The organism is Sphingomonas panni, from assembly GCF_022664435.1.
Classification (GTDB): domain Bacteria; phylum Pseudomonadota; class Alphaproteobacteria; order Sphingomonadales; family Sphingomonadaceae; genus Sphingomonas; species Sphingomonas panni.
Window position 1 is genome coordinate 189,598 of sequence record NZ_JAKREU010000002.1, and the last position, 26,070, is coordinate 215,667.

Here is a 26,070-nt window from a genome sequence, read left to right on the forward strand (position 1 = left end):
AATGATGCGCCCCCCCGACAGCACCGACCATCATCGCGTGAGAACCAGTGTCGCGACCGCGCGTGCTGGAACGACGGTCCCTCCCACCGGAACCGCGTCATGCGTCGCGTCGGTCAGGATCATCCGCGCACGCCAGCCCTGCAGGATCGTCAGCCGCCGCAGGACCGGTCCCGGATTGACATGGACCAGTACCAGCGTCCGCCCGTCCGGTGCCAGCGCACCGACCGTGTCGAGGTCATCGACCGGCACCAGCCTGTAGCCGGGACGAATGTAGCGGCTGAACTGCGCCATCGCCCAATATTTGCGCGTGACCGTAATACGGTGCGGCGCAGTCGCGGCGGCGGCAAGGTCTGCCTTCACCAGACCCCAGTTCGACCCCGGCTTGCCATCACGCGCGCTCCAGTCCTCGACCGCCTGCCAGAACACCCAGGCGGCGGGTTCCAGCCGCTTGAGGTCGAGCACGACATGTTCCGCAAAGGCCAGCGGGCTGGTCATCGCATCGACCGCCTCGGGATCACCGGCAAGCGGTGCGTCATTCTCGCTCATCCATAGCCGGATGCCGCTGGCCCGCGCGACGTCGCGCACGCCGGTCTGGTGGACCGTGCCATAGCTGTGGACGTTGAGCTGCCCGATCCGCGCTCGGGTCGCAGCCGGATAACCGGCCCAATCTTCGAGGAAGACGTGCGAGTTGGTTTCGTCCGGCGCGGCGATCACCGTCGACAGCCCCCGCGCCTTGAGCGCCGCATCGGTCGCATTGATGATCGCCGCCTGTCGCGCCGGACTCCAATGCGCGCCCTCCTGCTTGTTCGCCGCGAACCAGTAATCGGTGTTCGGTTCGTTGACCGGCGACAGCGTGCGGAAGGTGATGCGGTGGCGGCGCTGCAATTCGTCGACGCTGCGCGCCAGATAGGCGGCGAACGGCGCCTCGTATCCGGGCCGCAAATTGTCGTCGGTGCCCTTTTCCGCGCCCGACACCCGGCCCGACACCGTCATGAACCATGGTGGCGAATTGGAGAAGGCTTCGAAGATCGGTGCTTTCACCCGGTCACGAATGGCGTCCAGCCACCAACGCTGCCGCAGATCCTGCGACCAGTCCCACATCGCCGGATCGTCGGATCGCCACCAGTCGCGCCCGGTCGTACCCGGCGGCTGTCGCCAGAAACCGGGCACCGCGCCGCCGGGCCGCAGATAGGGAGGCGTACCGGCGGCATTACCCCCGCCGATATTGTAGCGCGCGATCGTCCAGCCGAGGCCATCCGGGCCATAGAACAAGTCTGCGAGCCTCGTCCGCTCCGCCTCGGGCCAGCCGCCGGTCACATCCGCGAACCAGGCAAGCGCGGTACCCCAGCCTTCGAACACCGTCGAAGGGCGATCGACCGCCGGGCGTAGCGTGATCGCGACCTCGCTCCGCTCGGGCGGCAGGGCGGCGGCAGGGGCCGATGCGACAATCGCCATCGCCGCCAGTGCGCGGGCGAGCCGGCTCACTTGTTCACCTGCACGGTCACCATCAGCGTCCGTCCGGTCGGCGGCAGGATCAGGCCGAACGCCGTCTCGTCGCCGTTCAGCAACCGGTCGCGGACGAACCGTCCGGCCTCGACATGCCCTTCCTCGACGCGCACCAACTGCACCGAACCGTCCTGTCCCAGTGGCAGGGCGAATTTCAGATTGGCGGCGGCGCCGGTCAACAGATAGCGGTCCGCCGCCACCTGTGCCGCGATCACCCGGCCGGACAGATCGGCATTCCCCTGCCCGCGCGGCCCGCCATAGCCGTCGCGGACAGCCCCGAACCGTGCGACCAGATCCATGCCGGAAAAGCCCATCGGCACGTTTGCCATGCCGTCCTGCTCGATCGCGACCCGTGCCCGACCGGCATCGCGGATCGGCAGCAGGATCGGCGCGACATCGCGCAGCAACCGGTAATCCAGTGCGATCGGCTCTTCGACGTCCTTGCCGTCCTTCATCCCGAAATCGGGACCGATGCCGAACTTGCCGATGCCGATCGCATGGGGTTGCGCGACGGTCCAGAAGGCGTGGCGGGCATGGGCCATGCTGCCGCCGGTTTCGGGCACGAACAACGGATTGCCCAACACGTCATAGGCGCGTGCAATCTCGGTATAGGGCGCGACGTTGGTGTCGTAATTGTCGACGCCCACCACGTCGATCGCCGGTGCCAGGGCGCGCCATTGCGGCAACAGCCACGACACGGCCCCGCCGGACGGCGAACTGTCGCCCGGCCGCAACAATCCCGGCTGCTCGCGCGGCCAGACATTGACGTAGAGCGGCAGGGCATAGGCCGCTTTCCCCGCCGCAGCGACCGCACCGACGTAGCGGGCGGTATGATAGGCCATGAACGCCTCAGGCGCGCGTTCGGCGTAGTTGGCGGTCCAGTCGCCGGGCCTGGCCCCGATCATGTCGGCGGGCACCTGTGCGCGGAACAATGCCTCGGCAGCCGGCGAATGGTCGCGATCGGCGCCCAGCGTCCCTGCCTCGTTCTGCACCTGCACCATGATGACGGTGCCCCGTGCGGCATCGACCGCCTTTAGATGCCCCATCAGCGCAGCGAAGGCGCGGGCATCGGCGTCGCGACTGGCCGCCGCGATCGGCGACAGGACTTCGATCGGCCTGCCCTCGGCGGTCATCACCCGCGGAAAGCGCTGCACGTCGCGTTTCACCCACGACGGCACATAGCTCATATTGCCGTTCTTCCAGGTGCCGAACCACAACAGCACCAGCCGGACATTCTGCGCCCGGGCCTCTGCGATCAGGCCGTCAACCACCGCCCAGTCGAACCGGCCCTCTTCCGGCTCGACCGTTTCCCAACCGATCGGGGCCATGACCGTATTGGCATGGCTGCGCGCGATGGCGGGACCGAGGCGGCGGAACTCGGCGGGGAATCCGCTCGAATTGTTCAGTTGCATCCCCAGCAGCAGATAGGGCGCGCCGTCGACGTGCAATACCGGCTTGGCCGCGGTCGGTGATGCGACCATCCGGCTCTGTTGCGCCATGGCAGGGATCGCCAGTGTCATCGCGACACCCGCAATGGCGACTGGCCAGCGCGGCCGATACGTGTATTGCTCGGCGCACGCGGCGGCGATCCGGCGCGTCACGGCACCGGTGTCGATGGCGAACATCAACCTCTCCTGTTATTCTTGTACGACAATTACCCCGGTTTAGCGCATCGTCAATTGCCTCAAATCGGCGATCGTTCGCGGGCTACTCTATTTGACAGACATGTTTTCGATGCCGGCCGACAGCGCCATGGCGCGTTCGGTATCCTGCCGCGCAAGCTCCACGAGCGTCTCGGTCGCGGCACGGGCACCCGGTCCGTCGCTCCGGGCGATCGCCTCGAACAGCGCCTGATGTTCCGCAACCGGATCGCGGGGCGCACCAGCGCGATATTTGAAGAAGGTGGTCCACCGCACGGCTGCGGCGATACTGGCGGACAGGCTGACCAGCAGTTCGTTGCCGGTCGCTTCGAGGATGGTGGCGTGGAAGCTCTGGTCCGCCGCCCGCCCCGCCTCGCTGTCCAGTCCGAGGCGCGCCATCTCCTCAAGCGCATGGCCCATCCGGGTCAATTGCCGGGGGGAACGCGATGCCGCCGCCAGTTCCGCCGCCGCCGGCTCCACGATCATGCGCAGCTGAAACAGGCTGCGGACGAAGGCGAGCGGCGGCGACTCGCCTTCGAACATCCAGCCGAGCAGTTCGGGGTCGAGCAGGTTCCACGCCTGCCGTTCGCGGACGCGGGTACCCGCCTTTGGCCGGCTTTCGACCAACCCCTTGGCCGCCAGCATACGTAGCGACTCGCGGATCACGCTGCGGGATACGCTGAAGCTTTCTGCCAGGTCGATCTCACCGGGCAGGCCGCTGCCCGGCTCATGCTGCCCGGTGACGATCGCCACGCCGATCCTGCGCGCCAATGCGACATTCGCTGGCTGCCCACCCTTACGCGCTGCCATGCCGGCCCTCCCCTATCGGTCGCCAGCATAGGCCCAAAAATCCTGCCGCGTCGACCCGAAGATTTCATATTGTCAGGCAAATAATATACGGTAATATGTCAGACAAGGCTCGGGTTCAGAGCCAGTGATGGGGAGAGGGGATTATGAAGACGATGAAACGCGTCCTGTTGGCCGGCGCCTCGGTGATGACGGTCGCCGGGTTTGCCGGTACCGCCGCGGCGCAGGCGACGGCGCAAGCCAGCACCGATGTCGCGACGGAGAATGGCGACGACATCGTCGTCACCGGCGTGCGCGCATCGCTGCGCACCGCACAGGCGATCAAGCAGAATTCCGACCAGATCGTCGATTCGGTCAGCGCACAGGACATCGGCAAGCTGCCCGACGTCAACACGACCGAAGCGCTGCAGCGCATCACCGGCGTCCAGATTCAGCGCCGCTATGGCGAAGGCGCGACCGATTTCGACCACCGCACCCAGCCCGCGATCACGGTCCGCGGCCTGACCCAGGTCCAGAACTTCCTCGACGGGCGCGCCGTCTATTCGGCATCGGGCGGCCGCGCCTTCGACCTCGAAGGGATTCCGCCCGAACTGCTCTCTGGCATCGACGTGTACAAGAACGCCCCGGCGAACATCATCGAAGGCGGCGTCGGCGGCGCGGTCAACCTGCGCACCCGCCGGCCGTTCGATTCACCGGGACAGGTCATCAGCATGACCGCACGCGGCAACTATTACGACCGTGTCGACAAGCCGGGCTATGCGTTTTCGGGCCTGTACAGCAACCGCTACGACACCGGCATCGGCGAGATCGGCATCCTGCTGAACGCGGTCTATTCGAAGAGCCAGTATCGTCAGGACGGCCTGCTCGCTGGGCCGTTCGGCGAAGCGCGCCCCGGGTCGATCGCCAATGCGCCGAACAATGCGCAGATCCCCTATGGCTTCGAAGTGTATGACGATACCGGCGACCGCAAGCGGCTGGGCATCGCCGCGGCGGTGCAGTGGCAGGCCAGCGACGCGGTGCTCGTGACCGCACAGTATCAGGGCACGAAATACTGGTTCAACCGCACCGGTGCCTATTATTACGATTTCAACAACCTGCCGGGCAACCAGTATGACTCGCAGGGGCGTGTGACGCAGTACAACACGCTGCCGACGCCCGGCAGCGCCTTCACGTTCAACAAGGACGGCTATGCGACCAGCGGCTCGTTGTCGCCGCAGACCTTCGAAACCGGCCGGTTCGACCAGGAGCTGTGGAGCGCCAGCCAGAACTTCACGTTCAATGTCGGCTGGCAGGCGACCGACCGCGCAAAGGTCAACTTCGACGTCCAGTATCTGACGTCCTATTACAACGCCGACCGCAACGGCCACGTCCTGTCGCTGTACAACCGCACCGGCCAGAACGCGACCGGGCAATATGGCGGCACCGTCGCGCCGCATCCGTCGACGGTCGTGTTCGACCTGCGCGGCAAGTATCCGCGCTGGGACGTCACCAATCCGGCGGTGCTGAACAATCCGGCAAACTATTCGCTGCCGTTCATCGCCGACGCGCTCCAGCGCAACGATGCCGACACGCTCGCGCTCGCCTATGACATCGAATATGATTTCGAAGGCGGCTTCCTGAAGAAGCTGCGGGGCGGTGCGCGCTATTCCGACAACAGCATCGACCTGCGCGGCACCTGGAACGGCGTCTGCCTGTATCAGGGGATCGCGCCGGGCTGCCGCGACGTGCCGGCCGGCACGCCGCTGATCCCGCTCAGCCGTTTCCCGCAGCTGTCGATGAAGGGACCGTCGAAGAACTGGTTCGACGGCAATACCGTCACCGGCGGCATCCTCTATCCGGCATTCCCGGCGGGCAAGGGCGTGTGGGAACAGACCAAGGCGCTCTATGCCCTGTTCGGTGCCCAGACCAAGGACGCCTTCACGCCGGGTGACCTCAACCGCCAGACGGAAAAGACCTACACCGCCTGGGGTATCGCCGATTACGCCTTCGAACTGGGCAGCATCCGGTTCGACGGCGGCGCGGGCGTGCGGATCGTCAAGACGCGCACGACCTCGGTCGGGACGCAGTTCAATGTGGACGGCAGCTTCACCGGCATCTCGCTAGGCAACGACTATACCAACGTCCTGCCCAGCATGAACATCCGCGCCCGGCTGACCGACCAGTTCCAGATGCGCTTCGCCTATTCGAAGGGCGTGGCGCGGCCGAACTTCGACGTGCTGTCGACCAACGTGACGCTGCAGAACCCGAACCAGGTCGATCCGAACAACGGCCTGCCCTTCGCCAGCTCGGGCAACCCGTTCCTGCGGCCGATCAAATCGGACAATTTCGACCTGACCGCCGAATGGTATTTCGCACCGACCGGATCGCTGACCGCCGGCCTGTTCTACAAGAAGGTCAACGGCTTCCTGTCGAGCGGTCGGTTCATCGGCACCTATGGCGGGCGTCGGTACAACGTGAACTCGACGCTCAATTCGGGCGACGGAACGGTCAAGGGGCTGGAAGCGGGCTATCAGCAGTTCTTCGACTTCCTGCCCGGCCTGCTCAGCGGCTTCGGCATCCAGGCGAACTACACCTATGTCGACTCGAACGTGGAGAACCCGTTCTCCTCGTCGAGCAACAACCTGCCCTCCACCCTGCCACTGGAAAAGCTGTCGAAGCACAGCTACAACCTGATCGGGCTGTACGAAAAGGGTCCGGTCACCGCCCGCCTCGCCTATAACGGCCGGTCGAGCTACCTCGAACAGACCACCGGCAGCGGTGCCAACGGGCAGGGCCAGTTCGCCAAGCCCTTCGCCTCGCTCGACGCCTCGATCAGCGTCAATCTGAACGAGCATGTCGCGGTGTCGGCGGACGTCGTGAACCTGAACAACCGGATGAACGTGCTGTACATCGGCACGCCGTCCGCTCCGCTGCAGTACCAGCTCAACGATCGCCGCTTCGGCCTGTCGCTCCGCGCGACCTATTGAGCAAGCGGCGGCGGGAGGCTGGTTGCGCCCCCGCCGCCGAAGAGGTCCCTCCCTGCCGGTGTGGTTCGCCACACCGGCCCTTTTTGGGCTATCGGAACTGTCATGTCGTCTGCCCCGATCGCCGTCGCCCCGCCCGTCGTCTCGCTCCGCCATGTCGGTCGTGAACGTGAACCGCTGGTCATCATCGACCGCGCGACCGGTCAGCGCGATGCGTTGGTCGAATTCGCCGCGACGCGGTCGCGCTTCGAACCCGCTACGAAGGTTGGCAGCTTCTATCCCGGCCTGCTCGGCCCCGCGCCGACCGCCTATGTCGAGGCGATGGTTCGCATGGTCCTGCCGCTGATCGCCACGCATTTCACCGGTGTACCGGTCCAGCCGGCCCGCGCCCGCGGCAATTTCTCGCTCGTGACGCTGCCGCCGGAGGCGCTGACCCCGGACCAGCGGGTGCCCCATGTCGATTCCGCCGACCGGCTGCAATTCGCGACCGTTCATTTCCTGTCGTCGGCCAATGGCGACGGCACCCGCTTCTTCCGCCACCGCGCCACGGGGTTCGAGACGATCGACGCCGATCGGTTACCGGCGTTTCGCGCCGCACTCGATGCCGAGATCGGCGACATACCCGCCGCCTATGCCGATGGGGCCGATGGCCCGTTCGAGGCGATCGGCGCGGTCGATGCAGCGCCCGACCGGCTGATCCTGTACCGCGCCGCCCTGCTCCATTCGGGGGCGATCGCCACGCTGCCCGCCGATGCCGCCGACCCGCGTCGCGGCCGGCTGACCGGCAACCTGTTCCTCCAGTGCCGGGTGGCGGCATGAGCGTTCGCACCGACGGCCCGCTGCGCCGGATCGCGATCGTCGGCGGCGGCACCGCCGGCTGGATGGCTGCCGCTGCGCTATCGCGTCTGCTGGGGCCGCACGGGCCGGAGATCACCCTGATCGAATCCGAGGAGATCGGCACGATCGGCGTCGGCGAGGCGACGATCCCGCCGCTGCAGACCTTCAACGCCATGCTCGGCATCGACGAGGACGAGTTCGTCCGCGCGACGCAGGGGACGTTCAAGCTCGGCATCGATTTCCACGACTGGGGCCGGCTCGGCCACCGTTATTTCCACCCCTTCGGCGTCTATGGCATCGATGCCGGCGTCGTCCCGTTCGAGGCGATGTGGCGACGGCTGCGTGCCGCCGGGCAGGCCGGGCCGCTGTCCGACTATTCGATTTGCACCGCGGCAGCGGGCATGGGGCGTTTCCAGCGGCCACAGCCGGGCAACACCCCGCTCGCGCAGATCGGCTATGCCTTTCATTTCGACGCCGGGCTCTATGCCCGCTTCCTGCGTGCCCGGGCCGAAGCCGCCGGTGTCGTGCGACGGGAGGGGCGGATCGTCGATGTCGCGCGCGATGGCGACGACGGCTTCATCGATGCGGTCGTTCTGGCCGATGGCGGGCGGATCGAGGCCGATTTCTTCATCGATTGCTCGGGCTTTCGCGCGCTCCTGATCGACGGCGCGATGGGCGCGGGCTTCGAGGACTGGAGCCACTGGCTGCCCAACGACCGCGCCGTCGCGGTTCCGTCCGCCAACGCCGGGCCACCCAGCCCGTTCACCCGTTCCACCGCGCGCGCCGCCGGATGGCAATGGCGCATCCCGCTCCAGCACCGCACCGGCAATGGGTACGTCTATTCCAGCGCGCATGTGTCGGATGATGAGGCGGCGGCCACGCTGCTCGCCCATCTCGACGGCGAAGCGTTGGCCGACCCCCGGCCCCTGCGCTTCCGTACCGGGCGACGCGATCGTTTCTGGATCGGCAATTGCGTGGCGCTCGGCCTGTCGGGCGGGTTCCTCGAACCCTTGGAATCCACCTCGATCCATCTGGTGCAGGCAGGCATCGCACGGCTGCTGGAAATGCTGCCGACCCGCGCCTGCGATCCCGCGGACTCCGCGCGCTACAACCGGTTGATGGCCGCCGAGTTCGATCAGGTCCGCGACTTCGTCATCCTGCATTTCCACGCCAGCGAGCGCCGCGACACCGCCTATTGGCGCGATCAGGCCGAACGGCCGATCCCGGACACACTGGCCGAACGTCTCGCCATCTATGCCCGCACCGGCCGCGTCTATCGCGAGGGCGACGAACTGTTCACCAAGACCAGCTGGCTGGCGGTGATGGACGGCCAGGGCCTGCGCGCCGCGACGCATGATCCGCTGGCCGATGCCATGCCGCTGGAGGTCGCTGCCCAGCGGTTGCAGCGGATCGGCGCGGTCGTTGCCGCCGCCGCCGCGCAGATGCCGGCGCACGACGCCTTCATCGCCCGCCATTGCGCCGCCGGCGGGCGGCGTGCGTGACGGCCATGTTCGACAAAAGAAGCGTAAAGGGGAGAAGCTGATGCGTACCATGTTGAGGATGGGTGCCGCCGTGCTGGCGATGGCCGTTGCCGGGTCCGCATCGGCGCAGAGCGACGCCCCCCGTGTCGATCCGGTGCAGGTCGATCCCAGCCGTCCCGACTGGGAAAATCCGGCGGTCAATTATGTCGGCCGGCTGCCGGCCCGTGCGACCGGTTTTCCCTTCGAAAGCCGGGCAAAGGCGCTGGAGGGAGATCTGGCCATGTCCGACCGTTTCCTGTCGCTGAACGGCGAATGGAAGTTTGCCTTCTCGCCCAACACGACCGACGTACCGGTCGGGTTCGAGCGCCCCGACTATGACGTATCGGCATGGAAGAGCATCAAGGTGCCGGCCGATTGGCAGACCGAGGGGTACGACCAGGCGCGCTACAACAACATCGCCTACCCCTTCCCTGCCAACCGCCCGCTCATCCCGCAAGCGACCAACCCGGTCGGCTCCTATCGCCGCGACGTGACGCTGCCGGCCGGCTGGAACGGTAACGACGTCGTGCTGCATATCGGCGCGGCGGGTGCGGCCTATTATGTCTGGGTCAACGGGCAGAAGGTCGGATACGCCGAGGATTCGAAATTGCCGAGCGAGTTCGACGTGACCCGCTTCGTAAAGCCGGGGCGCAACACGGTCGCGATCCAGGTCATTCGCTGGTCCGACGGCAGCTATCTGGAGGACCAGGATTTCTGGCGCGTGTCGGGGATCGAGCGCGACGTCTATCTCATGGCCGCCCCGAAGACGCGTGTGCGCGACGTCTTCGTCCATGCCGGGCTGGACGACACGTATCGCAACGGCAGGCTGGCGGTCGATCTGACGGTGACGCCGGGCGCGGCGACGACCGCGCGCTATGCCCTGCGCGATGGCGGACGGACCGTCGCCGAAGGCCGCGTCGCGGTACCGGCCGGATCGGCGGAGCGGACAGTGACGCTGACCGGAACGGTCCCCGCCGTCCGCCCGTGGACCGCCGAGACGCCCGACCTCTACACGCTGATCGTCGAGCTGACCGACGCGCGCGGGACCGTGCTGCAATCGACCGCCAGCCGTATCGGATTTCGCACCGTCGAGATGAAGAACGGTTTGGTCTCAATCAACGGAAAGCCGATCACCATCCGCGGCGTCAACCGCCACGAACACGATCCCGAAACCTTCCACGTCGTCAGCCGCGCGTCGATGGAACGCGACATCCAGCTGATGAAGCGTAACAACATCAACGCGATCCGCACCTCGCATTATCCCAACGATCCGTATCTCTACGAACTGGCCGACCGGTACGGGCTGTACGTGATGGACGAGGCGAACATCGAGAGCCACGCGTATATGGATTACGCGAACAAGCATCCCGACGACCGCGGGCGCTTACAGATCGGCTTCGACCCGGCATGGCGCGCCGCCCATGTCGATCGCGTGACCAACATGGTGGAGCGGGACAAGAACCATCCGTCGATCATCTTCTGGTCGCTGGGCAACGAGGCCGGCATCGGTCCCAATTTCGAAGCCGCCGCCGCCGCCGCGAAGGCGCGCGATCCCGGCCGGCTGGTCAGCTATCTCGGCTGGGGCACATGGGACGGCATCCACGATCACCGGCCCAATGCCTATGCCGATATCTATGCGCCGATGTACGACCCGGCGGTGAAGCTGGCGGACTATGCGAAGAACTGGAACTATCCGCAGCCGGTGATCCAGTGCGAATATGCGCATATGATGGGTCAGTCGGGCGGCAACCTGCAGGAATATTGGGATACCATCTACGCCTATCCGGGCAAGTTGCAGGGCGGCTTCGCATGGGACTGGGTCGACCAGTCGATGTACCGATACACCAAGGACGGTCGCCGCTATTGGGGCGATGGCGGCGAATATGGACCCAATCCGGGGGGCGAGATCGAATTCGGCGACGGGTTGCTGCAATCCGACCGGACGCCCAATCCGCAGCTGTACGAACTGCGCAAGGTCTATTCCCCCATCCAGTTCGATGGCTTCGACCCTGCGACGGGACGGGTCACGGTGCGTAACCGCCACGACTTCCGCGACCTGTCGGGCTTCGCGTTCGACTGGGAAGTGCTGGAGAATGGCGTACCGATCGCAGCGGGCGCCCTGCCGCCGCTGACGACCGGCGCGCGTCGCGCCGAAACCGTCACCCTGCCGCTCGGGACGATCCGGCGCCGGGCGGACGCCGAATATTTCGTGACGATCAACGTGCGCGCCAAGACCGATGCGGTGCCGCTGGTGCCCGGCGGTACGCTGATCGGGTTCGAACAGTTCGCGCTGGCCGGCACACCCGCCGCCACCGCCGCCACCGCCCCGCGCGGAGCCGCGACGTTGCGGGAGAGCCGCGATGCCTTCGTCCTCACCGCCGGCGCGACCACGCTGGAGATCGATCGCAACACCGGCCTGATCCGTCGCTATGCCAGCGCCGGCCGCGACCTCGCGACCGGCGGCGTGCCGCATTTCTGGCGGGCGGTGACCGACAACGACCTCGGCATCGGCACCGACAGGCAATTGGCGGTGTGGAAGGCGATGAGCGACGCGCGGACCGTCACCGCGATCCGTCCCGATCGCGCGGCCGGCACCGTCACGGTCAGCTATGCGCTGGGCGACGGCGCGGCACGGTTCGACACGCGCTATGCGATGGCTGGCGACGGATCGGTCGCAGTCGACGGTACGCTGACCCCGATCAAGGCCGATCTGCCACCGCCGTTCCGCGTCGGGTTGGCCTTTGCGCTGCCAACCGACCTGACCGATGTCGAATGGTATGGCCGCGGGCCGCACGAGAGCTATGTCGACCGTAAGGGATCGGCCCCGATCGGTTTGTGGCGCGGACGGATCGCCGAACAAAATCACGACTTCATCCGCCCGCAGGAAACCGGCAACAAGGTCGATGTGCGCTGGATGGAGCTGTCCGGTGGAGCGCGCGGGCTGCGGGTGCAGGGCGATCGACCGCTGATGATGAACGCGCTGGCCTTCCCCTATGCCGATCTCGACCGCCATGCGCCGGGGACGTGGAAGTCGACCGACATCGTGCCGCACGGACAGGTGACGCTGCTGGTCGACGCGGCGCAATGGGGTGTCGGCGGGGATACGCAGTGGAGCGAGTTCGGCAAGCCGCTGCCCCAATATCGCACCGGCACCGGACCGACCCAGGTCTCCTTCCGTCTGACGCCCTTCACCGGTAGCGGCACGACGCCCGACAAGGCTCGGCCGGCCAGCGCAACGGGAGCGGAGTGATGCGACGCCGCCTTATTGCGCTCGCTGCCGCCCTGCTGGGCGGGGCCGCGCCCGTCGCCGACGCGCCACGCTGGGACGCCCCCGGCGCGGGCAATCCGCTGTTGCCCGGCTATTTCGCCGATCCGTCGATCGTCCGTGAAGGAAGCCGCTGGTATATCTTTGCCACGATCGATCCATGGGGTGACGACCGGCTGGGGCTGTGGACGTCGGACAATGGCCGCGACTGGCGCTTCTCGATGCCCGAGTGGCCGACCAAGCAGGCCGCGACCAGCCCGACCTCGGGCGATGCCAAGGTCTGGGCACCATCGGTGGTGAAGGCAGCCAATAGCCGCTGGTACATGTATGTCTCGGTCGGGAGCGAGGTGTGGGTCGGCACCGCCCCGTCCCCCGCCGGCCCATGGCGCGACGCCAACGGGGGCAAGCCGCTGGTCAAGCGCGATTTCGCCCCCGCCTATCACATGATCGATGCCGAGGCGTTCGTCGACGACGACGGGCAGGCCTATCTCTATTGGGGATCGGGGCTGAACTGGGTCAACGGCCATTGCTTCGTTGTGCGGCTGAAACCCGACATGGTGACCTTCGACGGCACGCCGCGCGACGTGACGCCGCAGGGCTATTTCGAAGCGCCGTTCATGGTGAAGGCGGGTGGCCGCTATCTGCTAACCTATAGCGACGGCAACACGACCAAGGATACCTACAAGGTCCGATACGCGGTCGGCACCACGCCGTTCGGCCCGTTCACCGAAGGCGCGAACAGCCCGATCCTCGAAACGCAGCGCGATCGCGACATCGTCAGCCCCGGCCATCATGCGATCTTCCGATCCGGCGACCAAAGCTACATCCTCTATCACCGACAGGCGCTGCCGTGGCCGCAGACGGGCGAAGCCGTGCTGCGACAGGTCGCGGTGGACCCGATCGACCTGCGCGGCGACGGGACCATCGCGAGGGTTACACCGGGCCATGGTGGTCCGGTCGCCGGATTTGCGGCCCATCGGACGAGGGGCCTGACGTGGCGGGCGGGCCGCAATACGGCCGGCACGCCCAATTCGCCGGCAAAGGCGGCCGACGACAATTACGCGACGCTTTGGCGCGCCCCATCCACGGGCGGGGGTATGCTGGTCGCCGATCTCGGCCGTCGCCAGCGCGTCGCCCGCTCGCTGGTCCGACCGGAGTTCGCGACGCGGCCCTATCGCTTCGCGGTCGATGCGTCCGACGACGGGCGGCGCTGGAAGCCGGTTGCGACCGCCGCAACGCGCAGCGGATCACCGATCGCAATCGATCACGCCGTCACCGCCCGCTATCTGCGCCTGCGGACTGCGGAACCGGGCGCCGGTGTGTGGGAATGGACGATCCTGCCGTGACGACGCTCACCACCCTGATGCTGCTCGCCGCGCCAGTGGCGTAGGCGGCCGAGGATCGCTCGGTCGTCCCTTCGGTCGTGGCATCCGACACCCGCCTTGCCGCACCGACCGGCGCGCAGGTCCGCTGGACGGCCAAAGGCCTGACGATTGCCGGCTGTTACTGGGCACCCGAACTGCAAGAGATTGGGGGGCGCCGGTCGATCATGATCGGCTCCTGGTGAAATCGGGACGACGCCGGGTCGGCGGACAAAGGCGCTTAGGACACGGTGCGGGCGCTTGTCATGCAGCTTCGCGCCGACGGCGATCCTGCCCATTCCGGCGTCTGGTCGCGCCCGGCGAACATCAGCCTTGCGATGCCCTGTTTCACTGTCGCAGCGCAGTCCTACGACATCTGGTCGCAGCGCTATCTGCCGGCCGATGCCGCCGGGACCGGTCGCCTATCGCAACGTCGGACAAGGCCCCTCCAAGGCGCTTTCCCTACCGGAGAGCACGCCACGCCGCGCTATGTCTATCACAGCCGGGGCGACAGCCATCGGCGGACAGGCGCAGTCCTGGCAGCGACCGTCGCCGTCCTCAAAAGCGCAACACCGTTGGCTGCCCCGTATAGGTCACCGTCCGCGTGGTCGGCATATCTGCAATTCCCCCGCCCGATCGCGGCCGAACCATGACGATGTTCAGCTGTCGCTTCGCCACCATGCCGGGGAAACTGCCCTGCCGGGCACCGATCGCCAGCGTCCGCCGCGCTTCGTCCCAGGTCAGCGTGTAAGTCGCCCGCTGACCGCGTTCATAGGCATAGGTTTCGTTGTCGTCCTCATAGACCGTGAACTGTCCGTTCGCACCCGGATAGACGCGGATTTCATAGGGCGCGGCGAGCTTTTCCGTCGCATATTGCTGGAGCGAACCCAGCGGCAGGATCGCACCTGCGCGGACATAGAGCGGCACGATGTCGAGCGGGACGTCGCGCGTCACATCCCGCCCACCAGCCAGCCGTTCATTGGTCCAGAAGTCATACCAGCCACCAGCGGGCAGATAGGTGCGGACAGACAGGTCCGGCCCCGCCCCAACCTTGGCCGCGAGGGCGCGCATCTCGGACGGCCTGCGCCACGCGAAGCGCAGGTCACGTTCGGCACCGCCCTGAAAATACTCGATGCGAACGGCTACGCGCTGCCCCTTGCGCAGGGTCACCTTCGCATTGTTGTAGCGGGACCGACCGCCTGCCCAGTCGTCGATCAGCTTCGCCCCGTCGACGAACAGCCGGACCCCGTCATCCGCCTGCAGGCCCAGTTCATATTCGCCATCCTCGGGCGCTTCCAGCCTGCCTTCCCAGCGCGCGGAAAAGTCGTTCAGTTTGGTTAGCCCCGGTGGCATCGCCTCCAGCGGCGGTTCGGGCCACCGCTTGTCGATCGTCGCATCGACGACCTTGCCGACCGGTTTCTCGAAATTGGTGCCCGCGAAATAGGTGCCGGCCAGTCCCGGCTGGCCGTCGGGCGTGGTCAGTGCGCTGGCAGGCACGGTCGCGGCAGGCTCCGGCTCGGGCCGGTACATTGCGCGCGTGACGGGATGGACCAGCAGCGACGAGCCGAACATGAAAGCGTCGTCGATGCCGTGGACCCGCACATCGTCGGGAAAGTCCATCGCCAGCGGTCGCATCAGCGTATAGCCGCCCGACGTCACCTGCCACGCCGAGGCATAGATATAGGGCAGCATACGGTAGCGCAGGTTCACCGCCGTCAGCAGCGAGCCATAGACCTGCGGGTCCAGCGACTTGAAGATATAGGGTTCGCGTTCGATGTCGGTCCCATGGACGCGCATCAGCGGGTTGAACGCAGCATATTGAAACCAGCGCGCGAACAACTCGCGGTAGAAGGGGTTGCGATGGCCCCCGCCATAGCCGCCGACGAAGAAGCCGCCGGTATCCTGCGTCCAGTATGGATTGCCGGTCACGGTAACGTTGACCCCGCCCGCGACCTGATGACGCAGCGTCTCCCAACTCGCCAGCGTATCGCCCGACCAGGATGCGGCGGCGGTCCGCTGCGCCCCGGCCCAAGCCGAGCGGGTCAAGGTCAGCACCCGCTTGTCGCCGGTCGCGCGCTGTCCGTCATAGGTGCCCTGCGTCGTCATCAGCGAATAGGCGTTGAGATAGCGGGAGAAGTCGCCCAGCGCGTTGCGGCCCAGTGACTTTATGTCGTCGACCGCCGCCTTAGCATCGTGCATCGCGGTGCTGACCTCTACCTCGGTCCCGTCCATCCACAACGCGTCGACGCCCTTGTCGAGCAGGCCCGCCTTGGCATGGTCGAAATAGATCTTGCGGCCGAGCGGACTGAACGCGTCATAGATGCGCGCCTGCTTCGATATCCAGTGCAGCGGGGGGAAGCGCAGTCCGTACCGGTCGAGGTCGGCGGCCAAAGCGGTATCGTTGCCGACCGATGGCCAGATCGATACCATCAGCTTCAGGTGCAGGTCGTGAATATGTCGGATCGTACCGACCGGATCGGGAAAGCGGGTCTTGTCCCACGTCATCCCGCTCCAGCTGCCGTCATTGCCGCCCCAATATTGCCAGTCCTGCACGATGTAATCGAGCGGAAAGCGTTCGCGGCGAAACGTCTCCGCCACCTCTAGCAACCGGTCTTGGGTCGGATAGCGTTCCTTGCTCATGAACAGCCCGAACGCCTGCTTCGGCAGCATCGGCGCGGCCCCGGTCAAGGAGCGATAGGACCGGATCACGCCGTCCATCGTGTCCGCACCCATGAAATAGTAATCGACACCGCCCGGCGCACTTTCCGCCCATAGCCGCGCACCGCCTGCGTCGTCGGCAAAGCGCATATGCGAATAGGTGTCCCACAGCACGCCGTACCGGCGGTTCGATACCATCACCGGTATGATGATGCCGATATTGGTCTGGACCAGATCGAGCTTCGCCCCCCGGCGATTGATCGTCGCATCGTCGGTGAAGCCGAAGCCATAGATCGCCTCGTCGGGACGCAGGGTGAAGCGGTTCTCGACTTCATAGGTAGGTGCATCGGAGATCGCGACCGGCTTCACGCTTTGCGGACGCGTGGCGTCCTCGCTGGTGTACAGCTTGCCGGTTCCATCGAAGAAGCTGATCGCGCCGCTGCGCTTGTCGATCGACAATTTCAGCTTCGCCGTGGTCAGGATCAGCGCCCCGGCCGCATCGCTCAGGGTAAAGGGAGTTTCGGCGGGCGATCCGGTGACGACGATGCTCCTGGCGGTCCAGTAGTTGCGTCCGTCGTTACTGTTCACCCGCACCGTCGCTGGACCGTAGAACAGGATGGTCTTCACGACGCCGTTCACGCGCAGCTGAACGCCGTTGCGCAGCCGCACGAATCCAAACGGCGCGACAGGAAGACCGGCTACCGCCTGCGGATGGCCATGGTCGTTCAATCCAACCGGCAACGTCGCCGGTGCAACCGCCACCATGCTGCCAGATGCCGCGAGCGCGAGCGCCAACATTCCCATCACCAACCTCCCCGTTCGTTCGTCGTCGGCATGCGGAGCGAATGCACCGTCACCAAGGATCGTTCGCCGTAGGATATGTCAGACAAATTAATTGGACAAGCGGCGTTCTACATGCCGGGGAGATCGGCCGGGCGGCGTCGCCGCCAGTTCAGGTGGAAATCCGTACGTCCGACACATGCAGGCTCCCGCCCGCAATATCCAGATGCAGTGATTTAGCGGACATCGGCGCGTTGATAAGCTCGGACAAGACCGCTTCGCCGTCATTGACGAAGACCTCGATCGAGCCAGCATCGACGAACACGCTGACCTTTGCGACGCCCTTACCGAAATCGCATCCCGCGCTCCGGTTCTGCCGCCAGGCAGCGCTGTCGGGCGGGTTGGGACCGCTCGCGTCGCGCTTGACGAACAGGCGGTTGTCCCGAAGCTCCAGCCCGACCTGCGTGAAGAATCCGTCGCCTCCGCGCACCGACAGCCACGCCCCAGCGGGCCATCCGCCAGCAGTCCGGTTGAGGGTCAGGTCGATGCGCCCCGCGACGACGTCGGCACCGGTCGGCCAAGCATAATCGCTTCCCTCGGTAATCGTCTGATCGGAGCCGGTTACGACCTGCTGGAACACCCCGTTCTGCGCCGCGATCGGCGTCATTCGCAACCGGGGGACTCCGCCGATGCGTTGCAGGCGGAGTTGGCGCACGATGCTCAACTGTCCGCGATAGCCGTAAGGTGCCGGCAATTGGTTGGCATAGGCCCAATTGCTCATCCAGCCGATCGTATAGGCGGCGGCCAGCGGGTCGGGAGCAGCCGGATCGCGCCACACCACCGCCGCATAATAATCCGCCCCCTGATCGAGCCACCGACCGGTCGCGCCGTCGGCGGTGAAGCTCGTCCCGTCAAAGTCGCCGACCCAATAATAGGTCCCGCCGATAAAGCCGCTTGCCGACCCGTCGCCACCCACCAGCAACACCCATTTGTCGCCGGCGGTCGTTCCGTCCGCCTCGTAAAGATGCAGCGGAAACAGGTGCGAACACTCCATCACCCCGCCCACCAGGTTCGACAGGAAACCGCTGGCATAGCTCCACTGCTTCAGGTCCGGTGAGGTGTAGAAGCCGATCTTCCCCTCTTCCGACAGGGTCATTACCCAGCGGGCGGTGGGCGCGTGCCAGAACACGGTCGGGTCGCGAAACGGCTTGTTGCCCGGAAAATTGGGGTGGACGATCGCGTGGAAGGCAAAGCTCGCTCCACCGTCGCGTGAATACCACAAGGCAGTCGACTGGTTCTGCCCGGCGGCATTGTCCGCCGGCATCGTGGCGAGCGCGATCAGCGTGCCGGCACCGAAACCGGCAGTGTTATTCGTGTCGACGACCGCGCTGCCGCTCCATACATCGCCGAACGACGTGGTCCGCCGGGGGATCGCCACGCCACGATCGGTCCAATTGACCAGATCGGGCGAGGTCCAGCGCCGCCATTCGGTCCCGCCATTGGGCCAAGTCGGATTGTAGAGCGCCCACATCGTCCAGCTGTCGCCGATCCGCACCGGACGCTGTGGGTCGTTGATCCACCCGCCATCGGGTGCGGCGATGTGGTAGCGCGGCCGGCCGCTGACGGTCGTGGCGGTCGGGGTCGGGGTGGCGCTAGGTACCGGTGTCGGTGTCGGGCCGGGCGTCGACACCAACCCGCCACCTCCGTCGCCCGACGCGCCGCACGCCGGCAGGATGGGCAGGGTCGCGATCAGGCCGAGCGTGTGACGCCGGGAAATCATGGATATCATGGACGAATTCCTCTCCGCGCACGGCTGACTGCCGCGCGTCATGGTTCGCGGCGACGAAGCCGCGTCAGTTCGTGCGAGGGGCCCGGCGGCGCAGGCGAGCGCACCGCCGCTGGACGCTACATCTTGAAGCGGACGCCGAGGCTGAAATACCGCCCCTCGATCCGCAGGTCGCGACCGAACGACTGGGTTTCGTTGTAGAAGCGATAGTTGCGGAACGGCTGCGCGAGAATGTTGCTCACATTGGCCACGACCGAGACGTTCCTGAATGCATCGTAGCTGGCGGAGAAGTCGAGCCGCGAGACTGGCTGGACCAGTTCGCCCGCATATTGTTCTTCGTTGATGTTGCGGTTGTAGCTGCTGGTCGACCGCGACCGCCAGTTGTACGAAAGCCGGGCCGAGATGCCGGCTTTTTCATAGAAGCCGGTCAGGTTGTACGCCCATTTCGACAGGCCGGTGATCTCGACCTGCCGGTCGCCTTCGCCCAGCACCTGCGGCAGCTGGTTGGTGCCGTCGAGATAGGTGACGTTGCCCTGTACGCCGAAGCCGGACAGCGCGCCGGGCAGGAAGTCGAAGAAGGTCTGCAGCGACGCTTCGACCCCCTTGATCCGGCCATCGCCCGCATTTTCAGGCCGGTTGAGCTGCACCCGGCCATAGATGGGGTCGTTCACGACCTGCGTATAATAGCCGATGAAGCCGTTAAGATCGCGATAGAAGGCGGCAACCGACGCAGATCCGTTTTTCGAGAAATACCATTCGAGGCTGGCGTCGTAATTCTTGGAGGTCAGCGGGCGCAGATCGGGATTGCCGCCGGAACCGCTGGCGTCGAACACCGGCGGCGTGCCGTCCGGCCCCACGCTGTTTCGGGTGATGTTGATCGACGGGTTGAGCTGTCCGAAGCCCGGCCGGGTCCGCGTCTGGGTATAACCCAGCCGCATCTGCCATTCGTTCGAGAAGCGGACGCGGGCGATGGCGGAGGGTAGCACGTCGACATAATTCTGCCGCGTGGTGCTGGGGACGATGCCGACCGTGCCGTCGGCGGCCTGTACCCGGCTGAACCCGCGATAGGTGCCGTCGGTATTGACGATACGCGCGCCGACCGTGCCGTCGACCCGCACCCCACCCAGATCGACATCGAACTTGCCCTGGCCATAGGTAGCGTAGCTCGCCTCGCTCGCGGTAAAGCCGCCCAGCGGATCATAGGGGATGTCGGCGGTCGCAAACTTCGTCACCGCCTCGCGGATGCCATTGTCCCATGGGAACAGCACGGTCGCGCGCTGGACCGATTGCAGCGCGAGCAGGCGCAGCGCCTCGCCATTGTCGCGAATGCCCTCACGGCTCGGGGCGAGCCAGTTCTGGAACCGTTGCGGATCGCCACGAAAACCATCGGTGATGAGGCCGAGTGCGCCGCTCGGCAGGCTGTCGAGCGCGATGTTCAGGCCGGCGGTATAGGCATAGCGGTTGTTGTTCTGCGACGACGCATTGCGGTCACTGGCGCGGAAGCCGAATTGCAGGCGCGGCAGCCAGCTCCAGTCGGTTTCGAGGTCGAGGTCGATCCGCCCCTGCACGCCGTCCCCCTTCGTCACGAAATCGCGCTGGTAATAGCCGCGCCAGCGGGTGTTGGCGGGATTGTCGATGGCATAGCCGCCCAGGTCGAACACCGCCGATCCGCGCACATCCCAGTCGACATTGATCGTCGGCGCACTGGCAAGCTGCGCATCGAGACTGAATTCGGACGCCTGATATTTGCTGTTGGTATAGGCGAAGTCACCTGACAGGATCGCGCGGCCGGTCGTCCATTTGAAGCCGGTCGCCGCCTGCCACGTATCGGTGCGGTCGTTCTGCGTCGACCGGTAGAATTCCGGGACATAGCCGCCGGTCTTGGTGAAGCTTGCCGCCTTGTTCGGCTCACCCGGCACCAGCACGACGTTGCTGAGCGTCGGGGCGACGCCGTCCGCGTCGCGGCGTTCGAAATTGACGTTGAACGCGTCGCGCAGCACTTCCCCGCGATAGGCCTGCCAAAGCCCTTCGGCGAAGAGTTCGAGGTCCGGCGTCGGCCGCCACTGGATCGTGCCGTTCACCGCCGGACGATGCCGGACGCCCTTTTCGTAGAAATTGCCGGCATTGGCGGGAAAGCGAAAGTCGTTGCCGACGCCGGGGGTCGTCACCGTCAGGTCGTCGGCAGGATCGTTCGCACCGAACCCGCGCGGCGAGATGACGGCGGAGTCGGCATAGCGATCGGCATTGCGATAGGTGGTGCGGACATAGCTGACGTTAACGAGCGCGCCGATCTCGCCTACGGTCGTGTCCCAGCGCTTGGTCAGCAGCAGATTGCCCGCCGGGTCGAACGCCTTCGCCTGGTCGTTATAGGATGCGCGCAATTCGCCCGCGATCTCGGTATCCTTCACATCGAACGGCCGGCGCGAGCGCAGGTTGACGAGGCCGGCAAGGCCCGGTTCGATCAGGTCGGACGTACCCGACTTATAGACCTCGATCCCCGCCGCGACGCCAGCCGGGAAATCCTGCAGGTGCAGCACCCGGTCCTCGGCCGAAAAGAACTCACGGCCGTTGAAGGTGGTGGCAACGTCGGGCAGGCCGCGGACCAGGATGACGCCGGCCTCGTCATTATAGCGCTGCACGGTGACGCCGGTGACGCGCGCGATCGCTTCGGCGGCATTGTTGTCGGGCAGCTTGCCGATGTCGTTCGACACGATCGCGTCGACGATCGACGACGAATTGCGCTTGATCTCCTGCGCCGATCCCAGCGCCGCGCGGTATCCGGTCACGATGATGTCGGCCCCGCCGTCATTCTCCGGCGCGGCTTCCGCCTCCGCCTGCGCCGGCATATCCTGCGCGGCGGCGGGCATGGCGGCGAGCGGGATCAGCGCGGTGGATGTCAAAAGGGCGAGCAAGGTCTTCGGCATAGATCCTCCCAGATTTCCGTTATTTTTTGTCGGTAATGTTATGTTCGGTCGCGGCCGGTTCAGCCCGGCGGGGCAGCCCCAGTCATCGGCCACGCCTGCATCGTCAGCTTCGCCGATCCGCCGCGTGCGCTGGCGCTCCAACGGAGTTGCCCGCCGCCGCGAAAGAAGCGGTCGGTGATGGTGCGCGTGCCGTCGCCGATGAACAGTTCGAGGATCGACTGGTCGGCCAGCAATCGCAGCCGCACGCGCTTCCCCTTCAGGTCGACCGGCGCGACATGGCGGTTGGCGAACCCGTCATGGAAATGCGGGCCCGACCGGGTGCGGTCGACGAACACCTCGTCGACGGCCGGATTGACGCCGATCAGCGTCTTATACCCCTGCTCGTCGGTCAGGGCGATCGTCACCTGTTCGGCGGTCCCGGTGTCGAGGTCCAGGGTCAGGTCGGCCGAACCGCCCGCCACCGGCAGGTCGACCGGCGTTGCGCCGATCGTGCCGCTGAAGCTCTGCGATGTACCGCGCAGCGTCGCCACCTCGCGCACCGGCGCCTGGGCAATGCGATAGCCCGCCGGTGTCTTCTTCAGCGTCACTTCGCGGGGTACCGTCATCAGCCCGCGTGCCGGCCAGGTCGGAATCGCTTCGGCATAGCGCCAGTCGTTGGCCCAGCCGATCCAGATGCGGCGCGGATCGCTCTTCGGCAGGTCGTTCCACGATACGGCGGCATAGAAGTCCGCGCCATAGTCCATCCACTGCGCCTCGCCCGGCCAGCCGGGGACGGTGGTGAACCGCTTGCCGTCGAAATCACCGACGAAATACTGTCCGCCGGAGCCTCCGCCGACCGCATTGTCGCCTAGGTTGATGCCCAGCACCCAGCGCGTCTCACCCGGCACACCGCCTTCAACCGGCAATTCGAACAGGTCGGGGCATTCCCAGTTCTTGCCCCGCCCGCCCGCCGGACCGAAGCTGCTGGCGAACGTCCATTGCTTCAGGTCTGGCGAGGTGAACAGGACCGCGCGGTTCTCCAGCGCCATCACCGCGACCATGACCCAGCGCTTCGTGGCTGCGTGCCAGAACACTTTCGGATCGCGGAACTCGGGCGATCCGACGCTCAGCACCTCGCCGTGCACCGTCCACGTCCGGCCACGATCGTTGCTATAGGCGACATATTGCGATTGCAGCTTCGCCTTCGGGTTGTGGCCGGTATAGATCGCCACCAGCGGGGGCTTGCCGCCCTTGCCGAACCCGGTGGTGTTGTTCCAGTCGACCACCGCGCTGCCCGAAAACGCCATGACGTCGGCCGTTTCGGGAATGGCGATCGGCAGTTCTTGCCAATGGACCAGATCGCGGCTGACGGCATGGCCCCAGTTCATATGGCCCCAGCGGTCGCCATGCGGATTGTACTGATAGAACAGGTGATACTCGCCGTCATAATAGACGAGGCCGTTGGGGTCGTTCATCCAGTTGCGCGCGGGCGCGAAGTGATAGGCCGGGCGCGCATCGGGCCGTTGCGCCGACGCGGCGGTGGCAAGCGCGAGGCCGGTCATGGCGACGATCGCAAGCCGCTTCATGCCGCCTTCCCCTGCAGGTTCATGTCCTCCAGCGCGACGCCGTTCGTCTCCGGCATGACCCGCACCGTCCATACCAGCTGCAGCAGCATCATCGCACCAAAGAAGGCGAAGACCCAGCCACCCACCGCGCTCGCCACGATCGGGAACAGCCAGGTGATCGCCGCCGCCGCGACCCAGTGGGTCGTGGAGCCGAGCGCCTGCCCCTTGCCGCGCACCGCGCTTGGGAACACTTCGGAGATGAAGACCCAGATTACCGCGCCTTGGCTGATCGCGAAGGCGGCGATGAAGGCAAGCAGGCCGCCTAGGATCAGCGTCCCGTTCGGGACCGCGCGCTCCAGCTGCCAACCGACCAGCAGCAGCGCGGCGGCGCAGACGATCGATCCCACGAACAGCAGCGGGCGGCGACCGAACCGGTCGATGAAGAACAGGGCGGCGACCGTGAACAGCAGGTTGGTGCCGCCGACCGCGATCGACTGGAGCAATGCACTATCCGCTCCCGCCCCGGCCAGTTCGAAGATGCGCGGCGCGTAATAGAGCAGCGCGTTGATCCCCGACAGCTGGTTGAACAGCGCGATCGCGATAGCGCAGGCCACGGGAAAGCTGTGCGCGCTCTGGAACAGGCGGGTATCGGCCTGCCCCGCGTCCCGGCGCTCGGCCGCCTCGATCTTCACCAGTTCGCTCTCGGGATCGAGGAAGCCAAGGCGGCTCATCACGGCCGCTGCCTTTGCCCGGTCGTTATGGATCGCCAGCCAACGCGGGCTTTCGGGCAGGACGAACGTCACGGCAAGGAACAGCGCCGACGGCACCGCGACGATGCCGAACATCCACCGCCACGCCGTCTCGGACGGCAGCGCCTGCGCGATCAGGTAGTTGCTGAGGAACGCGATCAAGATGCCCAGCACGATGTTCAGCTGGTTCATCGCGACCAGCCGCCCCCGAAACTTTGCCGGCGACACCTCGGCGATATAGATCGGCGTCACCACCGACGCCGCACCGATGGCGAGGCCGCCCAGGAACCGGAACGCGATCAGCATCGGCCAGCTTTGCGCGAGGCCGGTGCCGAGCGAGGAGATGACATAGGCGATGGCGACCGACAGCATGATCGCCTTGCGCCCATAGCGGTCGGCCGGCGCGCCGGTGACCAGCGATCCGATTACCGTCCCGATCAGCGCCGAGGCGACGGTGAAGCCTAGCGACGCATCGGTCAGCGCGAAGCGCTCCTGCAACGCCTGCGTCGCGCCGGAAATGACGGCGGTGTCGAACCCGAACAACAGCCCGCCCAGCGCCGCGCCGGCCGCGCTCAGGACGATCGCGGTCGTCGCGCGTGCATCGTCCACTTCCTGCCGGCCACCCGGCGCAGCGATGCTATGCATCGACCGTCTCCTTGTTCGTATGAAGGGGTTCGGCCGTGCGCCAGTGCATCGGCCATTGTCGGGTCGCAGTACGATAGGCCAGCGCCAGCGCGCCGGTCAGTCCGGCCGAGGCGCCCGCAGTCGGCGCGGCGACGTAATCGTCCATGTCGATCGACCGCATGCTCGCGTCGTAACCGGCCAGCTTCGCCACCAGCGCGGCACGTACCCGGCGGTACATCTGCGGCTGCATCACTCCGCCGCCGACGATGATCCGATCCGGGCGGATGACATAGGTGAGCGTGGCGCACAGCGCCGCGATATAGTCCGCCTCGATATCCCATGCCGGGTGATCGGCGGGCAGTTGCTCGGCCGGCACGCCCCAGCGCGCGCGCATCGCCGGACCACAGGCCAGCCCCTCCAGGCAATCGCCATGGAACGGGCAGATGCCGGCGAACGCATCGTCGCCGACCGCGCGCGGCACGGCGATATGCCCGGCCTCGGGATGGTTCGCTCCGCCATGCGGTGCACCGCCGATCAGCAGGCCGACGCCGATCCCAGTCCCGATAGTGACGTAGCAGAAGCTGTCCAGCCCCTGCCCGCTGCCGAACAACCGTTCGCCCACCGCCGCGCAGTTGACGTCGGTGTCGAGCGTCATCGGTGCGTCGATCGACTGGCGCAGCGCGCCCAGTAGGTCGACATTCTCCCAACCCGGCTTGGGCGTCGAGGTGATGTAGCCGTAATCGGCGGCCAACGGATTGAGCGATAACGGGCCGAAGCTGCCAACCGAGAAGGCAGACAGGCTGCCATGGCCCCGTTGCGCGTCGCGGAAAAAGGCGCTGGTCGCCTCAAGTGTCTCAGCCGGGGTCGTGGTGGCGATCCGGGTTTCCGTCAGGACATTCCCATCGCGATCCGAGACGGCACAGAGGAACTTGGTGCCCCCAGCCTCGATCCCGCCGAGCAGCAGCGGTTCGCTCACGACCCCCGCTCCGTTCGATCTGTCCGTTGCGAAACCAACGCCATCGCCACTCTCCCGTACCACGCCGCTTAACACGGTCGATATGACTAAATCTACAAATGTGATTTAGTTGGTCAAGGAAGATTTTCGC

General features: G+C 66.1%; 15 protein-coding genes. 6 read left to right on the forward strand and 9 right to left on the reverse strand.

Annotation, left to right across the window (positions count from 1 at the left end):
• Positions 1-30: 30 nt before the first annotated feature.
• The 3 genes from MF609_RS05670 to MF609_RS05680 form a co-directional block, all read right to left on the reverse strand.
• Positions 31-1,485 carry a glycoside hydrolase gene (locus MF609_RS05670; RefSeq protein ID WP_242415328.1) on the reverse strand — a complete coding sequence of 485 codons (1,455 nt, stop codon included), beginning with the start codon at positions 1,483-1,485 and terminating at the stop codon, positions 31-33.
• On the reverse strand, positions 1,482-3,131 hold the full coding sequence (locus MF609_RS05675) for a DUF5597 domain-containing protein (RefSeq protein ID WP_242415329.1): 1,650 nt from the start codon (positions 3,129-3,131) through the stop codon (positions 1,482-1,484). Before MF609_RS05675 ends, MF609_RS05670 begins: the two co-directional genes overlap by 4 nt.
• Positions 3,132-3,218: 87 nt before the next feature.
• Positions 3,219-3,956, reverse strand: coding sequence for a FadR/GntR family transcriptional regulator (locus MF609_RS05680; protein ID WP_242415330.1), 738 nt, complete (start codon positions 3,954-3,956; stop codon positions 3,219-3,221).
• Positions 3,957-4,099: 143 nt separating this feature from the next.
• On the opposite strand from MF609_RS05680, the gene MF609_RS05685 reads away from it, so the two are divergent.
• The 6 genes from MF609_RS05685 (at position 4,100) to MF609_RS05710 (ending at position 14,105) form a co-directional block, all read left to right on the forward strand.
• Positions 4,100-6,919: a TonB-dependent receptor gene (locus tag MF609_RS05685; RefSeq protein WP_242415331.1), complete on the forward strand. Its 2,820-nt coding sequence runs from the start codon at positions 4,100-4,102 to the stop codon at positions 6,917-6,919.
• A gap of 102 nt (positions 6,920-7,021) precedes the next feature.
• The gene (locus MF609_RS05690) at positions 7,022-7,735 is read left to right on the forward strand and encodes a DUF6445 family protein (RefSeq protein WP_242415332.1); all 714 of its coding nucleotides are present in this window, start codon (positions 7,022-7,024) and stop codon (positions 7,733-7,735) included.
• Positions 7,732-9,255, forward strand: coding sequence for a tryptophan halogenase family protein (locus MF609_RS05695; RefSeq protein ID WP_242415333.1), 1,524 nt, complete (start codon positions 7,732-7,734; stop codon positions 9,253-9,255). The genes MF609_RS05690 and MF609_RS05695 overlap by 4 nt, the downstream gene beginning before the upstream one ends.
• A gap of 40 nt (positions 9,256-9,295) precedes the next feature.
• Positions 9,296-12,523, forward strand: a complete 3,228-nt coding sequence (locus tag MF609_RS05700; protein WP_419723059.1) for a glycoside hydrolase family 2 TIM barrel-domain containing protein — start codon at positions 9,296-9,298, stop codon at positions 12,521-12,523.
• Complete coding sequence (locus tag MF609_RS05705; RefSeq protein ID WP_242415334.1) at positions 12,523-13,884, forward strand: family 43 glycosylhydrolase; 1,362 nt, start codon at positions 12,523-12,525, stop codon at positions 13,882-13,884. Before MF609_RS05700 ends, MF609_RS05705 begins: the two co-directional genes overlap by 1 nt.
• 77 nt (positions 13,885-13,961) lie before the next feature.
• Positions 13,962-14,105 carry a hypothetical protein gene (locus tag MF609_RS05710; protein WP_242415335.1) on the forward strand — a complete coding sequence of 48 codons (144 nt, stop codon included), beginning with the start codon at positions 13,962-13,964 and terminating at the stop codon, positions 14,103-14,105.
• A gap of 352 nt (positions 14,106-14,457) precedes the next feature.
• On the opposite strand, the gene MF609_RS05715 is transcribed toward MF609_RS05710, so the two are convergent.
• The 6 genes from MF609_RS05715 to MF609_RS05740 all read right to left on the reverse strand — a co-directional run bounded on the left by MF609_RS05715 (position 14,458) and on the right by MF609_RS05740 (position 25,940).
• Positions 14,458-17,361, reverse strand: coding sequence for a glycoside hydrolase family 31 protein (locus tag MF609_RS05715; protein ID WP_242415336.1), 2,904 nt, complete (start codon positions 17,359-17,361; stop codon positions 14,458-14,460).
• 148 nt (positions 17,362-17,509) lie between these two features.
• Positions 17,510-19,126 (reverse strand): glycoside hydrolase family 32 protein, encoded by a 1,617-nt coding sequence (locus tag MF609_RS05720; protein WP_242415337.1) that lies wholly within the window; start codon positions 19,124-19,126, stop codon positions 17,510-17,512.
• A 116-nt stretch (positions 19,127-19,242) separates the two neighbouring features.
• The gene (locus MF609_RS05725) at positions 19,243-22,047 is read right to left on the reverse strand and encodes a TonB-dependent receptor (protein WP_242415338.1); all 2,805 of its coding nucleotides are present in this window, start codon (positions 22,045-22,047) and stop codon (positions 19,243-19,245) included.
• A 59-nt stretch (positions 22,048-22,106) separates the two neighbouring features.
• Positions 22,107-23,612, reverse strand: coding sequence for a glycoside hydrolase family 32 protein (locus tag MF609_RS05730; RefSeq protein ID WP_242415339.1), 1,506 nt, complete (start codon positions 23,610-23,612; stop codon positions 22,107-22,109).
• Complete coding sequence (locus tag MF609_RS05735) at positions 23,609-24,985, reverse strand: sugar porter family MFS transporter (protein WP_242415340.1); 1,377 nt, start codon at positions 24,983-24,985, stop codon at positions 23,609-23,611. Before MF609_RS05735 ends, MF609_RS05730 begins: the two co-directional genes overlap by 4 nt.
• Positions 24,978-25,940 (reverse strand): ROK family protein, encoded by a 963-nt coding sequence (locus MF609_RS05740; protein ID WP_242415341.1) that lies wholly within the window; start codon positions 25,938-25,940, stop codon positions 24,978-24,980. Before MF609_RS05740 ends, MF609_RS05735 begins: the two co-directional genes overlap by 8 nt.
• Positions 25,941-26,070: the final 130 nt, after the last annotated feature.

Coding starts and splice junctions, on each gene's coding strand:
- MF609_RS05675 (WP_242415329.1), bottom strand. CDS start 3,131: ATGTTCGCCATCGACACCGGTGCCGTGACGCGCCGGATCGCCGCCGCG.
- MF609_RS05680 (WP_242415330.1), bottom strand. CDS start 3,956: ATGGCAGCGCGTAAGGGTGGGCAGCCAGCGAATGTCGCATTGGCGCGC.
- MF609_RS05685 (WP_242415331.1), top strand. CDS start 4,100: ATGAAGACGATGAAACGCGTCCTGTTGGCCGGCGCCTCGGTGATGACG.
- MF609_RS05690 (WP_242415332.1), top strand. CDS start 7,022: ATGTCGTCTGCCCCGATCGCCGTCGCCCCGCCCGTCGTCTCGCTCCGC.
- MF609_RS05695 (WP_242415333.1), top strand. CDS start 7,732: ATGAGCGTTCGCACCGACGGCCCGCTGCGCCGGATCGCGATCGTCGGC.
- MF609_RS05700 (WP_419723059.1), top strand. CDS start 9,296: ATGCGTACCATGTTGAGGATGGGTGCCGCCGTGCTGGCGATGGCCGTT.
- MF609_RS05705 (WP_242415334.1), top strand. CDS start 12,523: ATGCGACGCCGCCTTATTGCGCTCGCTGCCGCCCTGCTGGGCGGGGCC.
- MF609_RS05715 (WP_242415336.1), bottom strand. CDS start 17,361: ATGGGAATGTTGGCGCTCGCGCTCGCGGCATCTGGCAGCATGGTGGCG.
- MF609_RS05720 (WP_242415337.1), bottom strand. CDS start 19,126: ATGATATCCATGATTTCCCGGCGTCACACGCTCGGCCTGATCGCGACC.
- MF609_RS05725 (WP_242415338.1), bottom strand. CDS start 22,047: ATGCCGAAGACCTTGCTCGCCCTTTTGACATCCACCGCGCTGATCCCG.
- MF609_RS05730 (WP_242415339.1), bottom strand. CDS start 23,612: ATGAAGCGGCTTGCGATCGTCGCCATGACCGGCCTCGCGCTTGCCACC.
- MF609_RS05735 (WP_242415340.1), bottom strand. CDS start 24,985: ATGCATAGCATCGCTGCGCCGGGTGGCCGGCAGGAAGTGGACGATGCA.